Source organism: Micromonospora sp. NPDC000442 (assembly GCF_042898635.1).
Lineage (GTDB): Bacteria > Actinomycetota > Actinomycetes > Mycobacteriales > Micromonosporaceae > Micromonospora.
Window position 1 is genome coordinate 394,976 of the sequence record NZ_JBIAYZ010000001.1, and the last position, 23,675, is coordinate 418,650.

Below are 23,675 nucleotides of genomic sequence, written 5' to 3' on the forward strand. Positions count from 1 at the left end.
GCGGACCGGCACCGGTTCCGCAGGCGGATCCGTGCCCGGGATCGGGCGCTGCCGTTTCGCTCGGGCGTGCCGGGCAACAGCGGTTCGGTGACGATGTTGGTCGGCGGAGGCTCCGGCGCGGATCCGCCACCGCTCGGGGCGGCCGACGGACCTCCCGGCGCGGTCGGCTCAGCCGACGCCGAAGGACCGATCGACGCGGTCGGGTCGGTCGTCGGCGACGGGTCACTCGACGCGGTCGGCTCGGCGGACGCGGTGGGACCGCTCGACGGGCCCGGATCGGCGGACGCGGAAGGATCACTCGACGCGGTCGGATCGGCGGAAGCGGAAGGATCGGTCGACGGGCTCGGGCCCGTGGTCGGCGGGTCGTTGGACGCGGTCGGGTCGGCCGAGGCGGTCGGCGGGTCCGGATCGGCGGTCGGCGTCGGCGAACCGCTCGTCGGGGCCGGCGACGGTGTCCGGGTCGGGGTGGGCGCCGGGCGAGGAGCCGGTGTGCTGGTGGGCGGCCGGGGAGCCGGTGCGGTTGCCGGCGCGCCGGGGCGACGGGCCGGCGTGTGCTCGACCGGTGTGCCGACGATCGTCAGTCGTGGCGTCGGCACCACGGGGTTGACCGGCGGTGCCGCCGGCTCGACCGACGGCACCGCGGTCACGGTGGACGTCGGCGAACCGGTGGGTGGCGGCGGGACCACCACCGGACCGACGGAGGGCGTCGGGATGAACGGCGTGCTGCCGTCCGGCAGTGCCGTGCTGCCGACCGTTGCGGAACCGGTGCTGATCGCGGCGAGGACCGGCATCGAGGCTGTGCCGGCGAGCAGCGCCACAGTCAGCAGGTAGCCCCGGGTGGGCCCGGCGGTACGCACGGCCCGGTGCGCACCCACCACGCGGCGGTAGCCGGACGCCCGGTGCCGGCCGAGGATCGGCGTCCCGGGGCCTTCACCTGGTTCGGACACCACGCACTCCTCGTCGTCGCCCCTGGTCAGGGCCGCCCGATTGGGCACCCCGGCGGGCCGCCGAAGCTGGATCCGACCCGCGCGATCAGCCTGGGGCAGTGACTCTGCGTCGGCCAACCCTCTACCGCGTGTCGACATGCGTATCTGACCGAATGGTGACGAACCACCACCGGAACGGTCGCGCGTCGTTCGAGCGGACACTCCAGCGCTTCGGGTAACGAAGCGGGCCGGCCGCTGGATGCGGGGCAGGCGGGGTGTGGGACGCCTCACCTCTGATGCGAAACTGGAGTCACGGCGGCAGCGCAGCCGCGACCTCCGCGCACCCACGCGGTAGGCGCGACTGGGCACCGGCGCTCCCGAACCGGGTTCGGCCAGAATCCGGCTCATGCCGCGCGGCAACCCCTACCGGGGTCAGGCGCGGCCGCCAGGAACCATCCCGGCACCAGCCGGGACGGGCGCACGAGTCGCGCGGCCGGGTGACCCCCCGGTGCCGACGCAGACACGACAGGGAGAGACGGATGGCAAAGGGCGACCCCGGGGCTCCGGCCCGCGGCCGGCGAGCCGCACCCCGATCCAGGAAGGCCACGGCCGGCGATCCGGAGCTGGTGCAGTTGCTCACGCCCTCGGGCGAGCGGATCGAGAGCGTGACCGGCCCGGACGGAACCGAGTACCGCGTCGACTTCACCGACGAGGAGTACCGCGGCCTCTACCGCGACCTGGTGCTCGTCCGGAAGCTGGACGCCGAGGCGACGGCCCTGCAACGGCAGGGCGAGCTGGGCATCTGGGCGAGCCTGCTCGGCCAGGAGGCGGCGCAGGTCGGTTCCGGTCGGGCGCTACGTACGCAGGACATGGCGTTCCCCACCTATCGCGAGCACGGCGTGCTCTACTGCCGCGGCATCGACCCGATCATGCCGCTGGGCCTGTTCCGCGGAGTCGACCAGGGTGGCTGGGACCCGAACGAGTTCAAGTTCAACATGTACACGATCGTGATCGGGGCGCAGACCCTGCACGCCACCGGCTACGCCATGGGCGTCGCGATGGACGGCAAGACCGGCACCGACGACGGCGAGGCGGTGATCGCCTACTTCGGTGACGGTGCCACCAGCCAGGGTGACGTCAACGAGGCGTTCGTCTGGGCCGGCGTGTTCAACTCCCCCCTGGTGTTCTTCTGCCAGAACAACCAGTACGCCATCTCGGAGCCGCTGGAGCGGCAGACCCGGATCCCCCTCTACCGGCGGGCCGCTGGCTTCGGATTCCCCGGCGTCCGGGTCGACGGCAACGACGTGCTGGCCACCTACGCGGTGACCCGGCACGCGCTGGACAACGCCCGGCACGGGCAGGGCCCGAGCCTGATCGAGGCGTACACCTACCGGATGGGTGCGCACACCACCTCCGACGACCCGACCCGCTACCGGATCGCCAGCGAGGTCGAGGCGTGGCAGGCCAAGGACCCGATCGCCCGGATGAAGGCATTCCTGGACCGGGAGAAGATCGCCGACGCCGGTTTCTTCACCGAGGTCGACGAGCAGGCCCGCCGCGAGGCGGTGGACCTGCGTGAGCGGGTGCTCGCCATGCCGAACCCGGAGCCGGGCACCATGTTCGACCACGTCTACCCCAACGGATCGCCGCTGCTGGACGAGCAGCGCGCGCAGTTCAGCCGGTACCTGGAGTCGTTCGAGGGGAGCGCGCACTGATGGCCACGGAGACGCTCACCCTCGGCAAGGCCCTCAACGTCGGCCTGCGCAAGGCACTGGAGAACGACCCGAAGGTCGTCATCATGGGCGAGGACGTCGGCAAGCTCGGCGGCGTCTTCCGGATCACCGACGGGTTGCAGAAGGACTTCGGCGACCAGCGGGTGATCGACACCCCGCTCGCCGAGTCCGGCATCATCGGCACCGCGGTCGGCCTGGCCATCCGGGGCTACCGCCCGGTCTGCGAGATCCAGTTCGACGGTTTCGTCTACCCCGCGTACGACCAGATCGTGTCGCAGGTGGCGAAGATGCACTACCGCTCGCGGGGCAAGCTCAACATCCCGATGGTGATCCGGATCCCGTTCGGTGGCGGCATCGGTGCGGTGGAGCACCACTCAGAGTCGCCCGAGGCGTACTTCGCGCACACCGCCGGGCTGAAGGTGGTCTCCTGCGCCAGCCCGCAGGACGCCTACGTGATGATCCAGCAGGCCATCAGCTCGGACGACCCGATCGTGTTCCTGGAGCCGAAGCGGCGTTACTGGGAGAAGGGGCAGGTCGACCTGGACGCCCCGCTGTCCGAGGCGTACCCGCTGCACTCGTCCCGGGTCACGCGGGCCGGCACCGACGCCACCCTGCTCGCGTACGGGCCGATGGTGCGTACCTGCCTCGACGCGGCGACCGCCGCGGCCGAGGACGGGCGGAACCTGGAGGTCATCGACCTGCGCACGCTCTCCCCGCTGGACCTCGGTGTGGTGTACGAGTCGGTGCGGCGTACCGGCCGCGCGGTGGTGGTGCACGAGGCTCCGGGCAACCTGGGCATGGGCGCGGAGATCGCGGCCCGGATCACCGAGGAGTGCTTCTACTCGCTGGAATCGCCGGTGCTACGGGTGGCGGGCTTCGACACTCCTTACCCGGCCGCCCGGGTGGAGGAGGAGTACCTTCCCGACCTCGACCGGGTGCTCGACGCCGTCGACCGCACCTTCGGCTGGTGAGCGCCATGTCACGGATCAAGGAGTTCAACCTGCCCGACCTGGGCGAGGGCCTGACCGAGGGCGAAATCCTCGCCTGGCTGGTCAAGGTGGGCGACACGATCGAGTTGAACCAGCCGATCGTCGAGGTGGAGACGGCCAAGGCGGCCGTGGAGATCCCGGCGAAGTGGGCCGGCCAGGTCCAGGCGATCTTCCACCCGGAGGGCACCACCGTCGAGGTCGGCACGCCGATCATCGCGATCGACACCGACCCGGGCGCCGGCCCGGTGGAGCAGTCCACCACCGGTGCGCCCGCCACTGATCTGCCCACCCCGTCGGCGGCGTCGTTGGCCGCCGTCGAGGTGGCGCCGGCCGAGGGTGCGGTCGAGCCGGGCCTGATCGGCGGTCCCGCCCCGGGTGGCCGTACCGCCGTTCTGGTCGGCTACGGTCCGCGCACCACGGCGGCCAAGCGTCGCCCCCGCAAGGCCACCGGGCCGGCCGGCAACACGGCCGTGCCGACGGCGCCGGTCCAGCCGACGCCGGCACGGATCGTTGCAGCACCGGTCACCCCTGCGCCTGCGGTGAACGGCAACGGGCGGGCCGGCGGTCCGGTGCTGGCCAAGCCGCCGGTACGCAAGCTCGCCAAGGACCTCGGGGTCGACCTGGCCAGCCTCACCGGGTCCGGGCCGTCGGGCTCGATCACCCGGGAGGACGTACAGCGGGCGGCGGCGGCCCCGGCGGCGGCCGAGCCGCTGACGGTCACCACCTCGGCCAGCTCGGCCGCGAGCTTCGGCGCGGACCGCGAGCAGCGCATCCCGGTCAAGGGCGTACGCCGGCTCACCGCCGAGAACATGTCCCGCTCGGCCTTCACCGCCCCGCACGTCACCGAGTTCCTCACCGTGGACGTGTCCCGAGCCATGAAGGCGCTGGACCGGCTGCGTGAGCGGCGGGAGTGGCGTGACGTACGGGTCTCGCCGCTGCTGCTGGTCGCCAAGGCGGTGCTGCTGGCGGTCCGGCGGCATCCGATGGTCAACTCCAGTTGGGCCGGCGACGAGATCGTCGTCAAGGAGTACGTCAACCTCGGCATCGCGGCGGCCACCGAGCGTGGTCTGATCGTGCCGAACATCAAGGACGCCGGCCGGTTGACCCTGCGCGAACTGGCCGACGCGATGACCGACCTGGTGCAGACCGCCAAGGCCGGCAAGACCTCGCCGGCCGACATGTCCGGCGGCACTCTGACGATCACCAATGTCGGGGTGTTCGGGGTGGACACAGGTACGCCGATCCTGCCTCCGGATGAGTCGGCGATCCTGGCCTTCGGTGCGGTACGCGAACAGCCCTGGGTCCACAAGGGCAAGGTCAAGCCACGCCTGGTCACCACGCTCGGCCTTTCCTTCGACCACCGGATCATCGACGGTGAGCTGGGTTCGAAGTTCCTCCGCGACGTGGGCGACTTCCTCGCCGATCCGGAGGCGGCCCTGCTCGCCTGGACCTGACGCGACGACGGCGACGGCCGGTGTGCACGGGTTGACGCCCGGCACACCGGCCGTTGTCGTTTGATGAAGAAAGGGTGGCCGTTCGGTGCGGCTTACCTAAGATTCTTAGGCTGGTGGCTCAGCTCACCTAATAATCGCTGGAAAACCAGGGCACCGTGCGCTTCAATGGAAGGGACGACGGGACGACAACCGAATAGCCCAGGAGGAGAGGCACCATGAGCATGATCGAGCGAATCCGCAACCGCCGCGACGCCAACCGCCGCGCCCGCGCCATCGAGCGGGCCCTGCGCTCCGCCAGTTCGCCCGCGGTCCGCGACGAGATCCTCGCCATCGCCCAGCGTCACATGCACTGACGCCACACGACGTTATCCGCCTCCTCCAGATCGACGACCCGCCCGGGTGAACCGGGCGGGTCGTCGGCGTTACGACCGCCGCTGACACCGGGATACCGCCCCGACGCAGCGCCCGGTACGGTGGGGCTCGGTCGTCGTCCGCGCTCGGGGACAGGCCGAGGCGATAGAAGCACCTCGACACCGCCCGGCGACGGACAGTGACGACCGGAGCTCCCCGGAAGCCCACCGGCGGCGACCGGGATACGGTGCGGGGAGCCGGCACAGCCGGTACGCCGGCACCGCCGGCTGCCCTGCCGAGACCATCGGCGACGGCGGCCGACATGTGATGGAGGAGGCGCACGCATGACGTCCGAGGGCCCGCACCGCCCCGGCCAGGAGCCGGACGAGGTGCCGCCGGGCGGCGGCGGACCGGCGCCGTACGGCGACCGACCGGCTCAGCAGGACAACGGGTACGGCGCATCCGCCCCCGACCTCGGTTGGGCTCCGCCACCACCCGCCCGCCCGGACACGTCCGCACCAGCCTGGGCGAACCAGCAGGGCAACGCGTGGGGCAGCGCCCAGGCGACCCGGCAGGCGGAAACCACGCCCGGCAACTGGGACCAGCCCGCCGGCAACCAGCCGGCCTGGGCGTCCCAGGGAGACCAGCCGCAGCAACCCGCCCCTGGTTGGGCACCGGCCGCACCGCCCACATCGGATCGACCTGCCTGGGCGAACGGCGGCCAGGCCGGGCCCGCCTGGGCCACTGATCCCGCCACTGGGGACACCGCACGCCCCGCCGAATGGACGCCGAACCAGCCGGCCGGGAGCCAGCCCGACTGGGCCGCCAACCAGCCAGCCGCGAGTCAGCCCGCCCCGGGCCAGTCCAACCCGGCAGCCCCCAGTGGGTGGGCCGGCGGCCAGCAGCCGGACTGGGCCGGCGCACCGAGTGCCGACGACCAGACTCCCGGCTGGGCCTCGACCGCAGCTCAGCCCGAGCCGGTCCAGCCGGCCTGGGCACAGTCCGACCAGCCGCCGGCAGCCCGGGCCAGCGCCCAGGTGCCGGCGCCGGACGCGGGCCAGCAGCAGCGGCCCGCCGACGGGTCGTCACGCGCCGACGCCTGGCCCCCCGAACAGCCGGAGCAGTCCGGCTGGGCGACCGGCCAGCGGCGGGAGCCCGCCGCTGGCGGTTGGGCCACCGAGCAGCCGGCCGAGGGCTGGCACCCGGGCGGTGACCGGCCGGCGCAGCCCGGCTGGGCCACGCCCGCACAGGAGGAGTCGGCCGGTTGGGCCGGAGGCAACCCGGCTGCTGGCCCGCCACCGTCCTGGAGCCCGTCCGCCGAGCCACTTCCGTCCCGTAACGCCGCCGATCGGTCCGCCACGCCGGACATCGAGCCGTGGGCACCCGGTGAGGCGTGGGGTCAGGCGGCGGAGCCCGCCGCACCCCGCACCACCACAGAACCCGACGCGGGTCGGTCCGAGGACGCGGTCTACCAGCCCGCACCTGGCCCGGGCATCTCCCCCGCCAACATGGTGCCGTTGCCTCCGCAGGAGCAGCGGGTGCCGGGCGCCAGCCTGGCCGCCACACCGCCCGCGGACTTCGCTCAGCCCACGCCGTTCACCGACGACCCGGCTGGAGCGCCTGTCCGCCCGGTCGCCGACCAGGCGGCTGGCGGCACGGCCTGGGGCCAACCCGAGCCCCGACACGACGAGCCGCAGAGCCCGGCCATCCCGGCACCCCGCACCTCTCCGGAGGCCGAGGGCCGCGCCGCGCCGCCGGCCGGCGGCGGTGTCGCGGCGAGCGCCTCCGTACCGCTGTCCAGCCGGGTCATGCCCCCAGCCGACCATGCGGTCCGCCCGGCCGGTTCACCCGCGCCGCAACCGCGGGTGTACGGTCGGCCGGCCCGCCCCGAGCACACCGAGGAGCCGGCCCCGGAGCACGGCGAGCAGCCCCTGGTGCCCCGCTTCGACCAGGGCCCGGGGCGGTTCGACGTGGACCAGGCCGCAGCGCGCGGCGATCAGGGTCCAGAGCGGTTCGAGCAGCCCCCGGAGCCCCGCTTCGCCGACCGGGAGCCGCCGATGGGCGGGCCGAACGCCTTCGCCGGTCCGGCCGCCCCCGCTTCGCCCGCTGCCCCACCCGCCTTCCCGCCGGGGATACCCTCCTTCATCGACGCGCCTTCGGCCAACCGGCCGGTCAACGGCGTACGGCCGCACGCCGAGCCGGAACGCCCGGCCGACCCGTTCGGCGGTGCACCGCGTGACCCGTTCGGCGGGCCGGGCAACGACCCGTTCGGCGGGCCGTCCGAGCGCCCGGGTGGCGCCTACGGCTCTCCCGTCCGGTCCGAGCCGGGTGTCGAGCACAATCCGGCGTTCCCCCCGCCGCCGCAGTCCGCGCCACCGTGGAGCCCGGGTCCGGGCGGCGGGTCGGGCGAGGCGGAGCAGGGCCGCTTCGACGCGTTCAAGCCGGTCGCTGAGCCGGCTCCGGAAGCACCGGCACCGAAGGTACGCAACGGACGGGTACTCGCCGCGGTGCTGGTCGCGGCCGTGCTCATCCTGGCCATTCCGCTCGGCCTGCTGATGCTCCTCGGCATGATCGGTGGTTCGGACGACGCGAACGCCTTCGACCCAGCGGTCGGCTCGTGCGTCAAGCGTTCCGGCAACACCCCCGTGGCGGTCGACTGCGCCGATCCGGAAGCCTTCACCGTGGTGTCCAAGGTCGAGTCGAAGGACAAGTGCCCCGACCCGGCCATGCCCCACGTGGACCTCCGCAGCGCCACCGACAACCCGGTGCTCTGCCTCAAGGAGGCGACCGGCGGCTGAGTCCGCTCACCGCGTGGCGGGGTCACGGCAACCGTGGCCCCGCCGCGCTGTGCTCGCGGTTTGCGGCGTGCCTTACCGGGCGGCGTGCGGGCAACGATGCCGCGAACTGTGCGCGGCCCCTCAGCCTCCCCCTTCGCACCGGCTGAACTTCGCCGGTAGGGCACGATGGGGCCATGACTGCACGCGTGCGGGCTCCCGAGCTTCGGGGCCGGGCCTGGTTGAACACCGGTGGGCGGCAGCTGACGCTCGCCGACCTGCGAGGCAAGATCACGATCGCGGATTTCTGGACCTTCTGCTGCATCAACTGCCTGCACGTGCTGGACGAGCTGCGCCCCCTTGAGCAGAAGTACGCCGACGTCCTCGTCGTGATCGGTGTGCACTCGCCGAAGTTCGAGCACGAGAAGGACGCCGACGCGCTGGCCGCCGCCGTCGAGCGGTACGGCGTACACCACCCCGTCCTCGACGATCCCGAGCTGGACATGTGGCAGCAGTACGCGGCCCGCGCCTGGCCCACCCTCGCCGTGATCGACCCGGAGGGATACGTGGTGGCCACCATGGCGGGTGAGGGCCACGCCGACGGGCTGGCCCGGCTGATCGACGACCTGATCGCCACCCACGAGGCCAAGGGCACGCTGCACCGGGGCGACGGTCCGTACGTCCCGGTCGCCGAGCCGGAGACCACCCTCCGCTTCCCGGGTAAGGCGGTGGCTCTGCCCGACGGCGGTCTGCTGGTCTCCGACTCGGCGCGGCACCGCCTGGTCGAGCTGGCCGCCGATGCGGAGACCGTCGTCCGTGGCATCGGCACCGGCGAGCGGGGCCGCACCGACGGCTCCGCCGGTGCCGCGACCTTCTCCGAGCCGCAGGGGCTGTGTCTGCTGCCGCCGCAGGTGGCCGAGGTCGCCGGCTACGACCTGGTGGTCGCCGACACCGTCAACCACCTGCTGCGGGGCGTACGGCTGGCCACCGGCGAGGTGCTCACCGTGGCCGGCACCGGGCGGCAGTGGCGGTCGACGGTCGACGACCACGCGCACGACGCCCGCTCGGTCGACCTTTCCTCCCCCTGGGACGTCGCCTGGTACGACGACAAGATCGTCATCGCCATGGCCGGCATCCACCAGCTCTGGTGGTTCGACCCGATCAAGCGCACCGCCGGCATGTACGCCGGCACCACGGTGGAGGCGCTGCGCGACGGGCCGCTGTCGGAGGCGTGGCTGGCCCAGCCGTCCGGGCTCGCCGTCTCCACCGACGGCAACCGGCTGTGGGTCGCCGACAGCGAGACCAGCGCCATCCGCTACGTCGAGAACGGCGTCCTGGGTACCGCCGTGGGTCAGGGCCTGTTCGACTTCGGGCACGTGGACGGGCCGGCGGCGCAGGCCCTGCTACAGCACCCGCTCGGCGTCTGTGCCCTACCCGACGGCTCGGTCCTGATCGCCGACACCTACAACGGCGCGGTACGCCGGTACGACCCGGCCGGCGACCGGGTCGCCACCGTCGCCACCGGCCTGGCCGAGCCAAGCGACCTGGTGCTGACCGCCGATGGCGCCGTGCTGGTGGTGGAGTCGGCGGCGCACCGGATCACCCGGCTGGCTCCCGGTGCGCTCTCGGCGGCCGGCGCGGAGACCGTCGACGGTCCCCGGCACCGCACCGAGCGCAAGCCGACGGAGCTGGCTGCGGGCGAGGTCGTGCTGGACGTCGTCTTCACCCCGGCCCCCGGGCAGAAGCTCGACGAAACCTTCGGACCGTCCACCCGGCTCGTCGTCTCCGCGTCGCCGCCGGAGCTGCTGGTCGAGGGGGCGGGCACCGGCACCGACCTGTCCCGCCGCCTGGTGATCGACGGATCGGTGCCCGACGGGGTACTTCAGGTGACCGCCCAGGCGGCGACCTGTGACGCCGAGGTGGAACACGCGGCCTGCCACCTGACCCGGCAGGACTGGGGCGTACCGGTACGGGTGGTCGACGGCGGTGCCGGCCGGCTGCCGTTGGTCCTGCGCGGCATGGACGCCGGCTGAGATCCGACCACGTCGACAGGAAGGGCCCGTCGACACGGTGCCCTGCCTTGCACCTCAGGCGAACGGGGCGGGGGTGACTCCGGCCTCGACGAGGGCGGCGCGGACGAGTTCCGCCGCGGCCACCGCGCCGGGGGTGTCGCCGTGCAGGCAGACCGACTCCACCACGCACGGGACCGTACCGCCCTCGACGGTCACCACGACCCGTTCGGTGGCCATCCGCACCGCCCGACGGGCCACCTCCTGCGGGTCGGTGACCAACGCGTCCGGCGAGGTGCGTGGTACCAGGCGGCCGTTGGGCAGGTAGTTCCGGTCGGCGAACCCCTCGGCCACCACCCGGATACCGACGCCCTGGGCGAGCTGGGCGAGGACCGACCCGGGTGGGCAGAGAACCGGCAGCTCCGGGTCGTAGTCGTCGACGGCGGCCAGCAGGGCCGCCGCCGGCAGTTCCTGGCTGGCCGCCGCGTGGTAGAGCGCCCCGTGGGGCTTGAGGTAGCGAACCCGGGTGCGGTACGCCCGGCAGAAGGCGTTCAGCGCGCCGAGTTGGTAGAGCACCTCGTCGCGCAGTTCCGCGAATTCGTACTCGATGTGCCGCCGACCGAAGCCGGCGAGATCCCGGTACCCGACCTGGGCTCCGACGGCGACTCCCCGCTCCGCGGCGGCGGCGCAGACCCGGCGCATCGTGGCCGGATCCCCGGCGTGGAAGCCGCAGGCGACGTTGGCGGAGGTGACCAGGTCCAGCAGGGCCCGGTCGTCGCCGAGACGCCAGATGCCGAATCCCTCGCCGAGGTCAGCGTTGAGGTCCATGAAATCTCACCGTAGTGCCTGGGCGGGCCTGCGCGAGCGGGGTCACGTCGTCCACTACCGCGATGACCGGGTATCCGCCGGTGGTGGGGTGGTCGGCGAGGAAGACAAGTGGTTGACCGTCCGCCGGCACCTGCACCGCGCCGAGCACGAGCCCTTCGCTGGGCAGCTCCCCGGCCACCGCGCGGGGCAGCGGCGCGCCGCTCAGGCGCGCACCGACCCGGTTGCTCAGTGGACTCACCTGGTACGCCGTGGCGAGCAGCCGGTCCAGCGCCGCCGGGGTGAACCAGTCGTGCCGAGGGCCGAGCCGCACGGTGAGCCGCAACTCCGTCAGGGACGCCACCGGCATGGTGACGTCGACCGGGGCGGGCGGGCCGGCGGGGGTGCCCAGCGGCAGCAGGTCGCCGTCGCGCAGCGGGGCCGGCCCGAGCCCGGCGAGGGTGTCGGTGGAGCGGCTGCCCAGCACCGGTGTGACCGCGATGCCACCGGCCACCGCGAGCCAGCAGCGCAGGCCCCGTCGGGCGGGACCGATGCGCAGCACCGCCCCGCCCGGTACGGCCAGCGGGCGGCCGGTGTCACCGGGACGCTGGCCGACCCGCACGTCGGCCTCGGCACCGACCACGGCGACGGTGGTGGCCCGGGTGGGGCGCAACTCGCAGCCGGTCAGGGTGATCTCCAGTCCGGCCGCGTGCTCCGGATTGCCGACCAGCCGGTTGGCCAGGCGCAGCGCCGCCGGGTCGAGGGCACCGGAACGGGGTACGCCGAGGTGCGCCCAGCCGGGCCGGCCGAGGTCCTGCACAGTGGTCAACACCCCGGCCCGGAGCACCTCGACGATGCCGCTCACCGGTCCACCAGCCGGACCCGGGTGCCGGGGCCGAGCAGGGCCGGCGGGTCAGCCGTCACGTCGAAGAGGGTCACCTCGGTCCGCCCGACCAGCAGCCAACCGCCCGGGGACGCGGTGGGATAGATGCCCGCGTACCGGCCGGCCAGGGCGACCGAACCGGCCGGCACCCGTTGCCGGGGAGTCGCCAGCCGGGGCACCGCCAGCTCGACGGGCAGCCCGGTGAGGTACCCGAAACCGGGCGCGAAACCGCAGAACGCGACCTGGAACTCGGTGTCCCGCAGGCGGCGAACCACGTCGGTCACCTCCGTCCGCCAGTGCTCGGCCACCCGGGAGAGGTCCGCCCCGTCGTAGGTGACGGGTACCTCGACGATACGGGCGGGTGCGGCGGTGGGCTCGGCCAGGACTGTTCCGGCGGGAGGCTCGGAGGCGGTCCAGGTGGCGATCCGGGCGGCGGTAGCCGGCGGATCGGGTACGCCGTCGAGCAACACGGTGGCGGCGGCCGGCACGATCTCGACGGCGACCAGTTCGCCCTGGTCTCGGCGGTGCCACAGCTCCGCCCGCCACGCCTCGACGGCGGCGGCCACGTCGGTGTCCCGGCTCGACGGGGCTGCGAGATCGGTGTCCTCCGGTGGGGCGAGGTCGAGCAGGAGGGCGTGCCTGCCGACCGGTCTGATCCGCATTCGGCCATCCTGCCGGAAGAGCGACGCTTCCGCGTCGGCCACTGGTCGGACAGCGTGACCAGTTGCACTACCCGAAAGTAACCTACGCTGCCGTAACCTAAGGGCGTGACCACCTCAGCACGCCCCCGGCTCAAGCCGGTCGACATCGGGAAACCCCGGATGCGCGGCTGGCTGCACACGTACGCGTTCTTCGTCGCTCTGGTCTGTGGCATCGTGCTCTGCTCGATCGCCGCCACCCGTCCGGGCTGGACCCCCCTGGTCAGCTCCGCCGTCTACAGCTTCACCGTCTGCGGCCTCTTCGGCACTAGCGCGTTGTACCACCGTCGGGTGTGGTCGACCCGGGGCTACGCGGTCATGCGCCGGATGGACCACTCGATGATCTTCCTGTTCATCGCTGGCACCTACACCCCGTTCTGCCTGCTGCTGCTGGAGACCCGGGCCGCCGTCATGATGCTGTCGATCGTCTGGGGTGGTGCCCTGGGCGGTGTGGCGCTCAAGCTGATCTGGCCACACGCCAACCGGTGGATCTCCGCGCCGCTGTACCTCGCCCTCGGCTGGGTGTCCGTGGCGATGCTGCCCGACATTCTCCACCAGGGCGGCGTCACCGCACTGGTGCTGCTCGCCGTGGGCGGCGCGATCTACACCGTGGGCGCGGTCTTCTACGCGCTGCGTCGGCCCAATCCGTGGCCCACCGTCTTCGGCCACCACGAGTTCTTCCACGCCTGCACGTTGGTCGCCGCGATCTGCCACCACATCGCCATCTACTTCGCACTGTTCGCCTGAGCCGGCGTACGACGACAGCGGGGGTGGTGAGCCTCGTCGCTCACCACCCCCGCTGAGTTCTGGCGGGCCTGCGGGTCAGATCGTGGGACCGGGCCGGCGCACCTCGCGGTACTCCTGAACCACCCGGTCGTCCCGGACCGGCACGGCGCGGTCGGCCACCACCCGTTCCTCGCGTACCGGCGCGACGACCGTACGCCGCCGCGAGTTCCAGTAGTAGAGGGTCACGATCAGCCCGGCGACACCCGCGAGCATCAGCACCCAGCCGACGACGCTCAGGTTGAGCCAGCCTAGGTCCGCCTCCACGGCGAACGCGAAGATCGCACCCAGCGCGATCAGGAAAATACTGCCACCGATGCCCATCTCGTCGTCTCCTTGGCTATCGAAGCTGGCATTCCACTCCGCCGCGGCCACGGATGAGGTTGCGGCACCGACCGACTTACCCCGGCACGGAGATCGCCAATCGGGCAAGCTGGAGACATGACGGACAGCCCGCACCACGAGCGGACACTGGTGCTGCTGCGGCATGCCAAGGCCGAACAGCCCACCACGGACCGTCCCGACGTCGAACGCCCGCTGGCCACTCGCGGCCGGGCGGACGCGGCGGCGGCAGGGGCGTGGCTGGTCCGGCACGGGCTGCTGCCGGACGTGGTGCTCTGCTCGGCGGCCGTACGGACCAGACAGACGTGGCACGACGTCCAACTCGGGATCACCGGCGCACCGCCGGAGAGCGGTCCCGCAGGTGCGGCGCCGGTGGTCCGCTACGAACCGGACGCCTACGAGGCACATCCGGAGGATCTGCTGCACCTGATCCGGCAGGTGTCACCGACCGCGACGACGGTCCTGATAATCGCCCACAACCCCGGCATCTCACTACTGTCCGAACTGCTCGACCCGGTCCGGGCAGATCCGGAAGGGCTGCGTACCGGCGGTCTCGTGGTGCACCGGACGGCCGTGCCCTGGGCGGAGCTGAGCCGCGGCGGGGCCGCAATCGAGACACGGCACACCGCACGCGGCTAGGCCGCGTGCGGTGTGGGCGGAGGCGGTCGCTCAGCTCGGTGGCGCGGTCGGTGGCGGCGGATCGGGCGGTGGCGGCATCATCGCGGTCGGATGCGAGAGCCGGTTCTCCTCCACGATCAGGGTCCGGGCCCGCTTCCGGCGGTCCTGCCAGAACCAGAGCGTGGTGAGCAGCACGGCCAGCCCGGCCAGGATGAAGACCCAACCGACCGCCCGCAGGTCGACCCACCAGACGTTGGCCCGGATGGCGAAGGTCAGGATCGCGCCGATCGCGATCAGGAAGATCCCACTACCAATGCCCATGTGCGCGGCACTCCCCCGTGCGGTTGCTCTGGGCGTACTCGGACTGGTCCGCACCGCATACCCGCCCACCCCCCAGTTACCCCACCCACCCCCCTCACCCCCACAGACAAGGGGTTGATCATGAGGTTAGCGGCGATGTTGATCTCTTAAACCGCCGCTAACCTCATGATCATCGAGACGGGGAGGGTGGGGGTGGGGGTGGAGGGTTAGAAGGCTTCTTCGGGGAGGTCCATTAGGTCCAGGTCGGTGTTCTCGATGATCCGGCGGTCGGCGCCGATGCGGGGCAGCACCTCGCGGGCGAAGAACCGGGCGGCAGCCACCTTTCCGGTGTAGAACGCCTTGTCCGCCGCCGTCACCTGACCAGCGAGGGCCGTCAGCGCCACTTCGGCCTGCTTCTGCAGCAGCCAGCCGACGACCAGGTCACCGAGGGCCAGCAGGAACCGCCGGCTGCTCAGCCCGACCTTGTACAGCGCCCGGGTGTCCCCGCCCTGCGCCTCACCCAACCAGCCGGTCATCACGCCGAGCATGTTCTGGATCTCGGCGAGTGCCTTGCCGAGCGCCTGACGCTCCTCCTTGAGCTGGCCGTTGCCGGCCTCGGTGGCGATGAACTCCTGGATCTCGCCGGCCACGGCCATCAGTGCCTTGCCGTTGTCGCGGACGATCTTCCGGAAGATCAGGTCGAGGCTCTGGATCGCCGTGGTGCCCTCGTACAGCGTGTCGATCTTGGCGTCCCGGACGTACTGCTCCAGCGGGTAGTCCTGGAGGAAGCCGGAGCCACCGAAGGTCTGCAGCGACTCGTGTCCGAGCAGCTCGTACGCCCGCTCCGAGCCGACGCCCTTGACCAGCGGGAGGAGCAGGTCGTTGACCCGCTTGGCCAACTTGATGGCCTTCTCGTCACCGGCCGCCTCCGCCATGGCGACCTTGTCCTGCCAGGTGGCGGTGTAGAGGACCAGGGCCCGCAGACCCTCGGCGTACGACTTCTGCAGCAGCAGCGAGCGACGCACGTCGGGGTGCGCGGTGATGGCCACCCGCGGGGCGGTCTTGTCCGCCATCTGGGTCAGGTCGGCGCCCTGCACCCGGTTCTTGGCGTACTCAAGCGCGTTGAGGTAACCGGTGGACAGGGTGGCGATGGCCTTCGTGCCGACCATCATCCGGGCGTACTCGATGATCATGAACATCTGCCGGATGCCGTCGTGCTTCTCACCCAGCAACCAGCCCTTGGCCGGCACGCCGTGCTCACCGAAGGTGATCTCGCAGGTGTTGGAGACCTTCAGGCCCATCTTGTGCTCGACATTGGTGGCGAAGACGCCGTTGCGCTCGCCCAGTTCGCCGGTGTTCTCGTCGAAGTGGTACTTCGGGACGACGAACAGCGACAGGCCCTTGGTGCCGGGGCCACCCACGCCCTCCACGCCGGCCGGGCGGGCGAGTACGTAGTGGACGATGTTGTCGCTCAGGTCGTGCTCACCGGAGGTGATGAAGCGCTTGACGCCCTCGATGTGCCATGAGCCGTCCGGCTGCGGGATCGCCCGCGCGCGGCCGGCACCCACGTCCGAACCGGCGTCCGGCTCGGTGAGCACCATCGTGGAGCCCCACTGCCGGTCGATGAAGAGCTTGGCCCACTTCTTCTGCTGCTCGGTGCCCTCGACGTGCAGCACGTGCGCGAAGGACGGGCCGGAGGCGTACATCCAGACCGGCGCGTTCGAGCCGAGCACAAGCTCGGCGAGCGCCCACCACAGCGCCCGGGGCGCGTTGGTGCCGTCCAACTCCGAGGGCAGGTCCAGGCGCCAGAACTCGGACTCCATGAACGCCCGGTACGACTGCTTGAACGACTCCGGCAGCGGCGCGGTGTGCGTGGCCGGGTCGAAGACCGGCGGGTTGCGGTCGCTGTCCTGGTAACTGGCGGCCAGGTCCTGCCGAGCCAGCCGGTCGACCTCGGCGAGGAAGCTCCGCGCGGTGTCGACGTCGAGGTCGGAGTACGGCTCCTGGCCGAACGCCCGGTCCGCCCCGAACACCTCGAACAGGTTGAATTCGAGGTCCCGAAGGTTGCTCTTGTAGTGGGTCATGTCGCTGGCCCCGCTTCCGGACAGGTGTTACCGATCAGTAACCCCGACTCTATTACTCGCGGGTAGGCAGCGACAAGCCGGTCCTGATAGTGACAGGCATTACACACCTGCCGTTCGGGTTCGCCAGCCCGACCCCGGGGTGGTCACCCTTCGGCCGCGCCAACCTCCCAACTCGGCACCGCCGCCGTCGCATTGCCCGGCGAGCCCGTGTACTCCATCAGGACCAGTGCGATGTCGTCGTCGAGCCGGCCGTGCACCCATTCGACCAGAGCGGTCTCCAGGGAGGCGAGGCCGTCGCCGACCGTACCGTGCCCGAGCAGCCGCCAGGCCCGGTCCGCGGTGGGAAAGAACTCGCCGTCCCGCCGCGCCTCGCCGAGCCCGTCGGTGAACAGCAGCAACCGGTCACCCGGCTCGAGCCGTTCCACCCGGGGCCGGACCACCGGCATGAAACCCAGCGGGGGCGCCGGCGCCGGCGGCTCAAGAGAGATCACCGCGCCGCGACGCAGCAGCAGCGGCGCGGGATGTCCACAGTTGACGATGGTGAGCGTGCCACCGCGCTCCTCGACCAGCGCGGCAGTGACGAAGTCCTCGTCACCGACGTTGCGTGCCACCGCCCGGTCCAGATCCGCCACCACGGCCCGGAGGTCGGCCCGCTCGTATGCCACGTGCCGGTACGAGCCGAGCACGATGCTCGCCAGCCGGACCGCCTCCAGGCCCTTGCCGCGCACGTCCCCGATGATCATCCGGACGCCGTACGGAGTTTCGATCGCCTCGTAGAGGTCGCCGCCGATCTCGGCCGTGGCGGTCGACGATATGTACCGGCCGGCCACGGAAAGAGCGCCCACCCGAGGACCGAGCGGGCGCAGCACCGCCTGCTGAGCCACCATGGCCAGCTTCGACAGCTCGGCGATCTGCTCCGCCTGCCGCTGCCGTACCGCCGCCACCGCTCCCGCGATGCCCGTGCCCAACGCGATGCCGGCCACGGCGAGGGCCGTGGAAACCGACATCGTCCGCTCGGCCAGGGCGAAGGTCGCCCCCAGCACGGAGGCGGCGGCACCGACGCCGAGCACGATCCGCCAGGAGGCGAGCGCCGCGGCCAGGAACGGTGCGGCAACCATCAGTGCGATGTAGTTCGCCGTACGGCCATCCGCCAACTCGACGGCAGACACGATTGCGAGCAGGACGAGGGCCGCGCCGAGGCCGGCGCGGGATCCGGGGCTCAGCGGGCCGCGGCCCGGCTGGAGGAGTTGCGTGCGTACATCCGACAGCATGCCCGATGTACGTGAGCGAAAGAATGAACCTGGCCCCTCGGACGAGACGGATCTGGCCGCGAGGATCCAGGGCCGGAGCCGATCGCGACGCTCCACCGCCTCAGCCGAGCACCTCGTAGCGGACCTCGATGTGACCGAGGTCGAGCGACGCGATCTCGGCGAACGCGGCCCGGGCCAGGTCCAGGCAACGCCCCTCGATGAACGGACCGCGATCGTTGATCCGGACGGTGACCGACTTGCCGTTGGCCGGGTTGGTCACCCGCACCTTCGTGTCGAAGGGCAGGGTCTTGTGGGCGGCCGTCATTCCCTCCGGGTCGAACGTCTCGCCGTTGGCGGTCATCTGACCCTGCCAGTAGAAGGAAGCGCCGCAGGAGCCGGTGTCGACCACCGGGCGGGGCGTCGTCTTCTTGGCCGTCGGCTTCGGCTTCGGGCTGGCCGTACGCTGCTTGCTACGCGACGGTGCCTGCACGGTGCGGCTCGGCGTCGGGCTCGGCGTCAGGCTCACCGTCGGGCTCGGCGAGGTACTGGCGGTCGGCGACGCGGTCGGTGTGCCGGTCGCCGGGGCGCTCGTGCCGACGGTGGGCGACAGATCGATCGCGGCCGGTCGGGTCGGCTCCGAGTCGGCGGTCAAACGTACGGCGCCGACGGTGCCGCCGACGGCGAGCGCGACCGCCACCACGGCGCTGGCCGTGAGACCGGCCGGCGAGGTGAACCTGCGGGTACGGGAGTGCTTACCTGCCACCGGCCCGGTCCTTTCTCAGCGGGTCAAACCGGGTCGGACCATAACGAGAGAAGCACTTCCGAAGTCAACGTGATCATGACGTTATGCCCGTAATTGCGGCGATACGTGGAGCCGATCATCCGAGTCGTGGTGGGCCGGGCGGGCCGGTGTCCGGCAGGTGGCTGACGCAGGATGGTGACATGCCCGTTGAGCTGAGCAGACGCCTCGTCGAGTTGTTCGAATGGGTCGATCCGGGCCCGGGCGCGAGTCACCTGGTCAGCGACACCTCCGGGTGGTGGCGGGACCCGGAGACGCTCGCCGAGCTGGGGCCTGCGCTCGTCGCACCGTTCCGGGCGACCCGGCCCACGGTGGTCGTGTCCCCGGCGGTCACCGGGTTCCTGCTCGGGCCGTTGGCGGCCACCGCCCTCGGCGTGGGATTCGTGGCAGCACACAAGCCCGGGGACGGACGGCTGCCCGCCGGCTCGCTGACCTGGGCGCAGAGTCCCCCCGACTTCCGCGGTCGACGGGTGGACCTCGCGGTGCGTGACCGGCACCTGGGTCCGGGCGACCGGGTGCTGGTGGTGGACGACTGGGTGGACACCGCCGCCCAGGTGCGCGCCATCTACGAGATCTGCGCGGCCCGGAGAGCCGACCCGGTCGGCACCGCCGCCGTAGTCGCCACCTGTCCCCCCACCGTAGCGGCCCACCTACGAATCACCGCCCTCCTCACCACCCCCGACCTCCCCACCTGAAACCCCCGACCCGATCCCGTTGATCATGAAGTTGTTACCCCTCGCTTCGGCGTGGCGCGACAACAACTTCATGATCAACGGGGTGAAGGGGGGTGAAGGGGGGTGAAGGGGGGTGAAGGGTGCAAGGGGTGCGGGCGGGTCAGCGGACGAAGTCTTCGACCACGGTGCAGACCTGGCCGAGTGCCTCGGCGGAGCGGGCCAGCGGGCCAGGCACCATCAACGCGTGGTCAGCGCCGGGGATCTCCAACACGTTCGGGGTGAGCCGCCGGGCGACCCCGCCGTCCCAGGACGAGTCGGCGGTGCCACCGACCAGGATGAACGGCGCGGTGGCCCGGCGCAGCGCGTCGACCACGTCGCCCCGGTGCAGCAACGGGGTGAGCCAGACGGCGGGCAACCCCCGGTCGGCCGCGAGCGGCGCGGCGAGGGTGCCGAGCGACTTGCCGACCAACAGGTCCGTCCGCTCGTCCAGGGTCGGGGAGACCTGGTCACACACCCACCTGCCGATGGTGTCGATGTCGAAGGTCTCCGGCACCTGCCAGGAGATCCCGTGCAGCCCGAAACCGACCCGGCGCAGCGCCTCGCCCAGGTAGAGAAAGAGGGGGTACCGGGTGTCGTACCCGCGTCCCGGGATGAGCACCGCGCGTCGGTCCGCCATGGACATCTCCTTGTCGTCGGCCATCGACCGTACCCCCATTCGCACCCTTCCGGGACGACTCACTCAGGCTCCACCGGATGGCGGCGATCGGGCAGTAGCCTCGACACGATGTGGCCACGGATCGGCGGACTCCGCGCGCTAGCCCTCGGCACCCCCGGTGAACTACGGACGCGCCTCAACACCCTCGTGCTGGCCGGCGTGAAGACCGCCACCGCCGGCCTGCTCAGCGAGTACGCCGATGAGGGCGAGGAACTTGAGCACGTCGGGGAGCGGCTGGCCCTGGTGGACGACGCCGACGCGTTGGTGGCCGTCGTCCAGGTGACCGGCATCGAGATGGCCCGGTTCGCCGAGGTGCCGTGGGACTTCGCCCGCGCCGAGGGGGAAGGCGACCGCTCGATCGAGGAATGGCGCGCCGGACACGCCGCCTACTGGGCTCGCGTCGGCACCCCGGTCACCGACGACAGCGAGATCGTCTGCGTACGCTTCCGCCTGGTGTCCGCCGGAGCCGGCGGCATCGCCACCGGCGACCTCGGCACCTGAGCCGCCGTCCGGCGAGCGGCACCTGCGCCGACCCGACGGGCCAACGCGGGCCCTGAGCCGGCCGTTGGCCGACCCGCCGGTAGGCCGACCCGGCGGGCGGGCGGCGCGGCGCAGCGGGCGGGCGGGCGGCGCGCAGGTTCAGCGGCGCAGCTCGGGCAGAAGGCGGGTGGCGACCTCCACCAGGATCGCCTCGTCACCGGCGTACCAGCTGCTCTCCCGAGGCCAGTGCGTGATCACATCGGTGAAGCCGAGCTTCGCCGCCCGCTCCACCTGGTCGGCGAAGAACTGTGCGCTGCTCAACGAGAAGGCCGGCGCCGAGTCCAGCGAAAGGTAGCGGTCCAGGCTGGCGGGGTCACGCCCCTGCGCTGTCAGCGTCGCGTCGAGCCGGGTGGTCAGCTCGGCCACCCCGGTCCACCAGTCGTCCAGCTTGTCGACGGCGGGCCCGGTGGTCACCCAGCCCTGCCCGAAGCGGGCCGCGATCCGCATCGACCGGGGTCCGTTGGCGGCCACCACGAACGGCGCCCGGGGCTCCTGCACGCAGCCCGGATTGCTCCGGGCGTCGACCGCCGCGAACCATTCGCCCCGCCAGGTGGTGCCGTCCTGCCGCAGGATGGCGTCGAGCGACTCGGTGAACTCGGCGAACCGGTCCACCCGCTGCCGTGGGGGCAGCGTCTCACCGCCGAGGACGGCGGCGTCGAACCCGATGCCGCCCGCGCCGAGGCCGAGCAGCGCCCGGCCGTCGGAGACGTCGTCCAGCGCGGTCACCTGCCGGGCGAAGGCCGCCGGATGCCGGAAGTTCGGTGAGGCGACGAGCGTGCCGAGACGGATCCGGGTGGTCACCGTCGCGGCGGCGGTCAACGTGGTCATCGAGTCGAACCAGGGCCCGTCCACCAGGTCGCGCCAGCCCAGGTGGTCGTACGTCCAGGCGTGGTCGAAGCCCCACTCGTCGGCTCGCCGCCACCGGTGCCGCGCCACCGACCAGCGCTGGTCGGGCAGGATCACGATGCCAACCCTCATGATCACGATGGTACGCGGGTGCGGGTCACACCGCGGGGCACGGCAAGGGGCCTGGCCCCAGGGTCTCCCCTCGGACCGGGCCCCATGCTGCCTCGACCAGTCCTCACATAAGAGCTTCGACGGCGGCCGGTGCCCGGGTCAGCGTCACCGTGGTCGGTGCGAGTTCGACTTGGACGATCTCGCCTTCGTAGTTCGGGTCGTTCGCCCAGGCGCTGCCGGTCACGTCGACCTTCCCCTTCTGGAACGGGGTGGTGCCCGTCGGGTCCGCCGTCGCGGACCACTGCGCCGTCTCACCCTCGACGCAGTCGACCCGTCCAGTGAACGGACCACGGATGATGACCTTCTTCTTGACCTGGGTGACCAGGCCACTGAGCTGCACCGTCGCGTCCGCGTTGAGAGCTTTGCCGATCGGCACGAGTTGACCCGAAACGGCGCTGGTGTCGGTTTGGCACCGTCCTCTGGCCCGACGGCGGCGATGGGCGCCCCAACGACGAACGCCTGCCCACAGCAAGCGCTGCGAGCAGGCGTTTCTGCACGTGGAGCGGGTGACGGGAATCGAACCCGCACTGTCAGCTTGGGAAGCTGATGTTCTGCCATTGAACTACACCCGCGAGCGGCATCACTCTACCCGAGTCACCCAGGCCGACGCACCCAGGGCTCCACCCGAGCCACGAGCCGCCCCCAGAATGCCCTGCTCGCAACTTCCCCGAGCTTGCTGGGAGAGGGCGGGTCGGAGGCAGCAACATCCCCGAAGGTGCACGGATCTTGGCGGCCCTCGACGTGCCGGTTTGGCACCGCGAAGGGTGCGGGTGGGGGTGGTCGGCAAGAAGTTTCACCATCGCAACATATGGCCATGTTCAAATCTGTCTATCGGTTGTAACGTCTGCCCCACGTTTTCCGCACGACGCGACACAACCCCGGTCGCGTCGCCAGAAAGAGGTGGGCATATGGGACTGTGTCCCGTCCTGCTGAACCGGCGCATGGCCGGCATCGCATCGACGTCATTCGCGCTGGTGCTCGGCGTGGCCACGGTCGGCCTGCTGCCGGCCGCCACCACTACCGCGAGCCCGGCGGCTGCCGCCGTCACCGCCGACGAGGTGTGTGAGGATCCGACGGGCACCCTGGCGCGGGCCAAGGGTGGCAGTGCCGTCGAGCACGATCCGAACCAGTTGACCCTCGCCCAGGTGCATCAGCGCGAGGCCGAGTTCGCCGACATGCTGCAGGAGCGAGCCAAGCGCGTCGGCCAACGTACGCTGAGTGCCCAGGCCGCTGCGGCCTCGGTCACCATCCCGGTGGTGGTACACGTGATCCGTCGGGACACGACCCGGGCCGGCGGGAACATCCCCGACTCGATGATCCAGTCCCAGATCAACGTGTTGAACCAGTCGTTCAGTGGCGCGACGGGTGGCACCGCGACCGCCTTCGCGTTCCAGCTACAGAGCATCAACCGGGTGACCAACTCGTCGTGGTACCCGATCCGGCAGGGCTCGACGGCCGAGCGGCAGATGAAGACCCAGCTGCGTCAGGGCAACAAGTCGACGCTCAACATCTACCTCGGTGCGCTCAGCAACAACCTGCTCGGCTGGGCGACCTTCCCGCAGCGCAACCTGAACGTCATGGACGGCGTGGTCGTGCTGAGCGAGTCACTGCCCGGTGGCACCGCCACCAACTACAACCAGGGTGACACCGGTACCCACGAGGTCGGCCACTGGCTGAACCTCTACCACACCTTCCAGGGTGGCTGCTCGGGCAGCGGTGACCAGGTCGGGGACACCCCCGCTGAGGCCTCGCCGGCCAGCGGCTGCCCGACCGGTCGGGACACCTGCTCCAGCCAGGGCCTCGACCCGATCACCAACTTCATGGACTACTCGTACGACTCCTGCATGTACCAGTTCACTCCGGGTCAGGCCACCCGCATGATCAACGCCTGGAACTCCTACCGCGCGGCATAGCGCGAGCCCAGCACCGCGT

Annotated in this window: 23 protein-coding genes and 1 tRNA gene; 12 read left to right on the top strand and 12 right to left on the bottom strand. The window is 71.6% G+C overall.

The window, feature by feature from the left end; genetic code table 11:
* Nucleotides 1–93: 93 nt before the first annotated feature.
* The 7 genes from ACFY2A_RS01915 (at nt 94) to ACFY2A_RS01945 (ending at nt 10,260) form a co-directional block, all read left to right on the top strand.
* A complete protein-coding gene (locus ACFY2A_RS01915; RefSeq protein WP_387167517.1) occupies nt 94–831 on the top strand; it encodes a hypothetical protein in 738 nt (245 codons plus the stop codon).
* Nucleotides 832–1,465: 634 nt separating this feature from the next.
* On the top strand, nt 1,466–2,641 hold the full coding sequence (gene pdhA / locus ACFY2A_RS01920) for a pyruvate dehydrogenase (acetyl-transferring) E1 component subunit alpha (RefSeq protein WP_387167178.1): 1,176 nt from the start codon (nt 1,466–1,468) through the stop codon (nt 2,639–2,641).
* On the top strand, nt 2,641–3,630 hold the full coding sequence (locus ACFY2A_RS01925; protein ID WP_387167181.1) for an alpha-ketoacid dehydrogenase subunit beta: 990 nt from the start codon (nt 2,641–2,643) through the stop codon (nt 3,628–3,630). Before pdhA ends, ACFY2A_RS01925 begins: the two co-directional genes overlap by 1 nt.
* Nucleotides 3,631–3,635: 5 nt before the next feature.
* On the top strand, nt 3,636–5,102 hold the full coding sequence (locus ACFY2A_RS01930; RefSeq protein WP_387167520.1) for a dihydrolipoamide acetyltransferase family protein: 1,467 nt from the start codon (nt 3,636–3,638) through the stop codon (nt 5,100–5,102).
* 215 nt (nt 5,103–5,317) lie between these two features.
* Nucleotides 5,318–5,455 carry a hypothetical protein gene (locus ACFY2A_RS01935; protein WP_165521953.1) on the top strand — a complete coding sequence of 46 codons (138 nt, stop codon included), beginning with the start codon at nt 5,318–5,320 and terminating at the stop codon, nt 5,453–5,455.
* 342 nt (nt 5,456–5,797) lie between these two features.
* Complete coding sequence (locus tag ACFY2A_RS01940) at nt 5,798–8,251, top strand: hypothetical protein (protein ID WP_387167185.1); 2,454 nt, start codon at nt 5,798–5,800, stop codon at nt 8,249–8,251.
* A 173-nt stretch (nt 8,252–8,424) separates the two neighbouring features.
* A complete protein-coding gene (locus ACFY2A_RS01945; RefSeq protein ID WP_387167188.1) occupies nt 8,425–10,260 on the top strand; it encodes an NHL domain-containing thioredoxin family protein in 1,836 nt (611 codons plus the stop codon).
* Between the two features lie 54 nt (nt 10,261–10,314).
* On the opposite strand, the gene ACFY2A_RS01950 is transcribed toward ACFY2A_RS01945, so the two are convergent.
* The 3 genes from ACFY2A_RS01950 to ACFY2A_RS01960 are packed head-to-tail and all read right to left on the bottom strand — an operon-like array spanning nt 10,315 to nt 12,585.
* Nucleotides 10,315–11,064 (bottom strand): LamB/YcsF family protein, encoded by a 750-nt coding sequence (locus tag ACFY2A_RS01950; protein WP_387167191.1) that lies wholly within the window; start codon nt 11,062–11,064, stop codon nt 10,315–10,317.
* Complete coding sequence (locus ACFY2A_RS01955) at nt 11,048–11,905, bottom strand: biotin-dependent carboxyltransferase family protein (RefSeq protein WP_387167194.1); 858 nt, start codon at nt 11,903–11,905, stop codon at nt 11,048–11,050. Before ACFY2A_RS01955 ends, ACFY2A_RS01950 begins: the two co-directional genes overlap by 17 nt.
* A complete protein-coding gene (locus ACFY2A_RS01960) occupies nt 11,902–12,585 on the bottom strand; it encodes an allophanate hydrolase subunit 1 (protein WP_387167197.1) in 684 nt (227 codons plus the stop codon). The genes ACFY2A_RS01955 and ACFY2A_RS01960 overlap by 4 nt, the downstream gene beginning before the upstream one ends.
* A 105-nt stretch (nt 12,586–12,690) precedes the next feature.
* Between ACFY2A_RS01960 and ACFY2A_RS01965 the strand changes: the two genes are divergently transcribed.
* Entirely contained in the window at nt 12,691–13,368 is a 678-nt protein-coding gene (locus ACFY2A_RS01965) for a hemolysin III family protein (protein WP_363921222.1), read from the top strand.
* 75 nt (nt 13,369–13,443) lie between these two features.
* On the opposite strand, the gene ACFY2A_RS01970 is transcribed toward ACFY2A_RS01965, so the two are convergent.
* Nucleotides 13,444–13,728: a DUF6458 family protein gene (locus ACFY2A_RS01970; RefSeq protein WP_363921220.1), complete on the bottom strand. Its 285-nt coding sequence runs from the start codon at nt 13,726–13,728 to the stop codon at nt 13,444–13,446.
* A gap of 117 nt (nt 13,729–13,845) precedes the next feature.
* Here ACFY2A_RS01970 and ACFY2A_RS01975 point away from each other — a divergent pair, with 117 nt between their 5' ends.
* Entirely contained in the window at nt 13,846–14,385 is a 540-nt protein-coding gene (locus ACFY2A_RS01975) for a SixA phosphatase family protein (protein WP_387167200.1), read from the top strand.
* 30 nt (nt 14,386–14,415) lie between these two features.
* Here the strand turns inward: ACFY2A_RS01975 and ACFY2A_RS01980 are convergent, their stop codons facing one another.
* The 4 genes from ACFY2A_RS01980 to ACFY2A_RS01995 form a co-directional block, all read right to left on the bottom strand.
* The gene (locus ACFY2A_RS01980; protein ID WP_043961115.1) at nt 14,416–14,685 is read right to left on the bottom strand and encodes a DUF6458 family protein; all 270 of its coding nucleotides are present in this window, start codon (nt 14,683–14,685) and stop codon (nt 14,416–14,418) included.
* Nucleotides 14,686–14,891: 206 nt separating this feature from the next.
* Complete coding sequence (locus ACFY2A_RS01985) at nt 14,892–16,748, bottom strand: acyl-CoA dehydrogenase (protein WP_387167203.1); 1,857 nt, start codon at nt 16,746–16,748, stop codon at nt 14,892–14,894.
* A 143-nt stretch (nt 16,749–16,891) separates the two neighbouring features.
* Nucleotides 16,892–18,019: a PP2C family protein-serine/threonine phosphatase gene (locus ACFY2A_RS01990; protein WP_363921214.1), complete on the bottom strand. Its 1,128-nt coding sequence runs from the start codon at nt 18,017–18,019 to the stop codon at nt 16,892–16,894.
* Between the two features lie 100 nt (nt 18,020–18,119).
* A complete protein-coding gene (locus ACFY2A_RS01995; RefSeq protein ID WP_387167206.1) occupies nt 18,120–18,761 on the bottom strand; it encodes a septal ring lytic transglycosylase RlpA family protein in 642 nt (213 codons plus the stop codon).
* A 179-nt stretch (nt 18,762–18,940) separates the two neighbouring features.
* On the opposite strand from ACFY2A_RS01995, the gene ACFY2A_RS02000 reads away from it, so the two are divergent.
* On the top strand, nt 18,941–19,492 hold the full coding sequence (locus tag ACFY2A_RS02000) for a phosphoribosyltransferase family protein (protein ID WP_387167209.1): 552 nt from the start codon (nt 18,941–18,943) through the stop codon (nt 19,490–19,492).
* 139 nt (nt 19,493–19,631) lie between these two features.
* Here ACFY2A_RS02000 and ACFY2A_RS02005 read toward each other — a convergent pair whose 3' ends face one another.
* Nucleotides 19,632–20,147, bottom strand: a complete 516-nt coding sequence (locus tag ACFY2A_RS02005; RefSeq protein WP_363921208.1) for an alpha/beta hydrolase — start codon at nt 20,145–20,147, stop codon at nt 19,632–19,634.
* Between the two features lie 108 nt (nt 20,148–20,255).
* Between ACFY2A_RS02005 and ACFY2A_RS02010 the strand changes: the two genes are divergently transcribed.
* Nucleotides 20,256–20,687 (top strand): ASCH domain-containing protein, encoded by a 432-nt coding sequence (locus tag ACFY2A_RS02010; protein WP_363921206.1) that lies wholly within the window; start codon nt 20,256–20,258, stop codon nt 20,685–20,687.
* 138 nt (nt 20,688–20,825) lie between these two features.
* Here the strand turns inward: ACFY2A_RS02010 and ACFY2A_RS02015 are convergent, their stop codons facing one another.
* From ACFY2A_RS02015 to ACFY2A_RS02025, 3 genes are all read right to left on the bottom strand, one after another.
* Complete coding sequence (locus tag ACFY2A_RS02015) at nt 20,826–21,704, bottom strand: LLM class flavin-dependent oxidoreductase (protein ID WP_387167213.1); 879 nt, start codon at nt 21,702–21,704, stop codon at nt 20,826–20,828.
* A gap of 103 nt (nt 21,705–21,807) precedes the next feature.
* Nucleotides 21,808–22,119, bottom strand: a complete 312-nt coding sequence (locus ACFY2A_RS02020) for a hypothetical protein (protein ID WP_387167216.1) — start codon at nt 22,117–22,119, stop codon at nt 21,808–21,810.
* Between the two features lie 122 nt (nt 22,120–22,241).
* Nucleotides 22,242–22,315 (bottom strand) — tRNA-Gly (locus ACFY2A_RS02025).
* Between the two features lie 336 nt (nt 22,316–22,651).
* Between ACFY2A_RS02025 and ACFY2A_RS02030 the strand changes: the two genes are divergently transcribed.
* A complete protein-coding gene (locus ACFY2A_RS02030; protein WP_387167219.1) occupies nt 22,652–23,656 on the top strand; it encodes a zinc metalloprotease in 1,005 nt (334 codons plus the stop codon).
* The last annotated feature ends 19 nt before the right edge of the window (nt 23,657–23,675 follow it).

Excerpts from the sequence above, each read along its gene's own strand:
- ACFY2A_RS01915 (WP_387167517.1), top strand. The coding sequence starts at position 94 with ATGTTGGTCGGCGGAGGCTCCGGCGCGGATCCGCCACCGCTCGGGGCG.
- pdhA (WP_387167178.1), top strand. The coding sequence starts at position 1,466 with ATGGCAAAGGGCGACCCCGGGGCTCCGGCCCGCGGCCGGCGAGCCGCA.
- ACFY2A_RS01925 (WP_387167181.1), top strand. The coding sequence starts at position 2,641 with ATGGCCACGGAGACGCTCACCCTCGGCAAGGCCCTCAACGTCGGCCTG.
- ACFY2A_RS01930 (WP_387167520.1), top strand. The coding sequence starts at position 3,636 with ATGTCACGGATCAAGGAGTTCAACCTGCCCGACCTGGGCGAGGGCCTG.
- ACFY2A_RS01935 (WP_165521953.1), top strand. The coding sequence starts at position 5,318 with ATGAGCATGATCGAGCGAATCCGCAACCGCCGCGACGCCAACCGCCGC.
- ACFY2A_RS01940 (WP_387167185.1), top strand. The coding sequence starts at position 5,798 with ATGACGTCCGAGGGCCCGCACCGCCCCGGCCAGGAGCCGGACGAGGTG.
- ACFY2A_RS01945 (WP_387167188.1), top strand. The coding sequence starts at position 8,425 with ATGACTGCACGCGTGCGGGCTCCCGAGCTTCGGGGCCGGGCCTGGTTG.
- ACFY2A_RS01950 (WP_387167191.1), bottom strand. The coding sequence starts at position 11,064 with ATGGACCTCAACGCTGACCTCGGCGAGGGATTCGGCATCTGGCGTCTC.
- ACFY2A_RS01960 (WP_387167197.1), bottom strand. The coding sequence starts at position 12,585 with ATGCGGATCAGACCGGTCGGCAGGCACGCCCTCCTGCTCGACCTCGCC.
- ACFY2A_RS01970 (WP_363921220.1), bottom strand. The coding sequence starts at position 13,728 with ATGGGCATCGGTGGCAGTATTTTCCTGATCGCGCTGGGTGCGATCTTC.
- ACFY2A_RS01975 (WP_387167200.1), top strand. The coding sequence starts at position 13,846 with ATGACGGACAGCCCGCACCACGAGCGGACACTGGTGCTGCTGCGGCAT.
- ACFY2A_RS01980 (WP_043961115.1), bottom strand. The coding sequence starts at position 14,685 with ATGGGCATTGGTAGTGGGATCTTCCTGATCGCGATCGGCGCGATCCTG.
- ACFY2A_RS01985 (WP_387167203.1), bottom strand. The coding sequence starts at position 16,748 with ATGACCCACTACAAGAGCAACCTTCGGGACCTCGAATTCAACCTGTTC.
- ACFY2A_RS01990 (WP_363921214.1), bottom strand. The coding sequence starts at position 18,019 with ATGCTGTCGGATGTACGCACGCAACTCCTCCAGCCGGGCCGCGGCCCG.
- ACFY2A_RS02000 (WP_387167209.1), top strand. The coding sequence starts at position 18,941 with ATGCCCGTTGAGCTGAGCAGACGCCTCGTCGAGTTGTTCGAATGGGTC.
- ACFY2A_RS02005 (WP_363921208.1), bottom strand. The coding sequence starts at position 20,147 with ATGGCGGACCGACGCGCGGTGCTCATCCCGGGACGCGGGTACGACACC.
- ACFY2A_RS02010 (WP_363921206.1), top strand. The coding sequence starts at position 20,256 with ATGTGGCCACGGATCGGCGGACTCCGCGCGCTAGCCCTCGGCACCCCC.
- ACFY2A_RS02015 (WP_387167213.1), bottom strand. The coding sequence starts at position 21,704 with ATGAGGGTTGGCATCGTGATCCTGCCCGACCAGCGCTGGTCGGTGGCG.
- ACFY2A_RS02030 (WP_387167219.1), top strand. The coding sequence starts at position 22,652 with ATGGGACTGTGTCCCGTCCTGCTGAACCGGCGCATGGCCGGCATCGCA.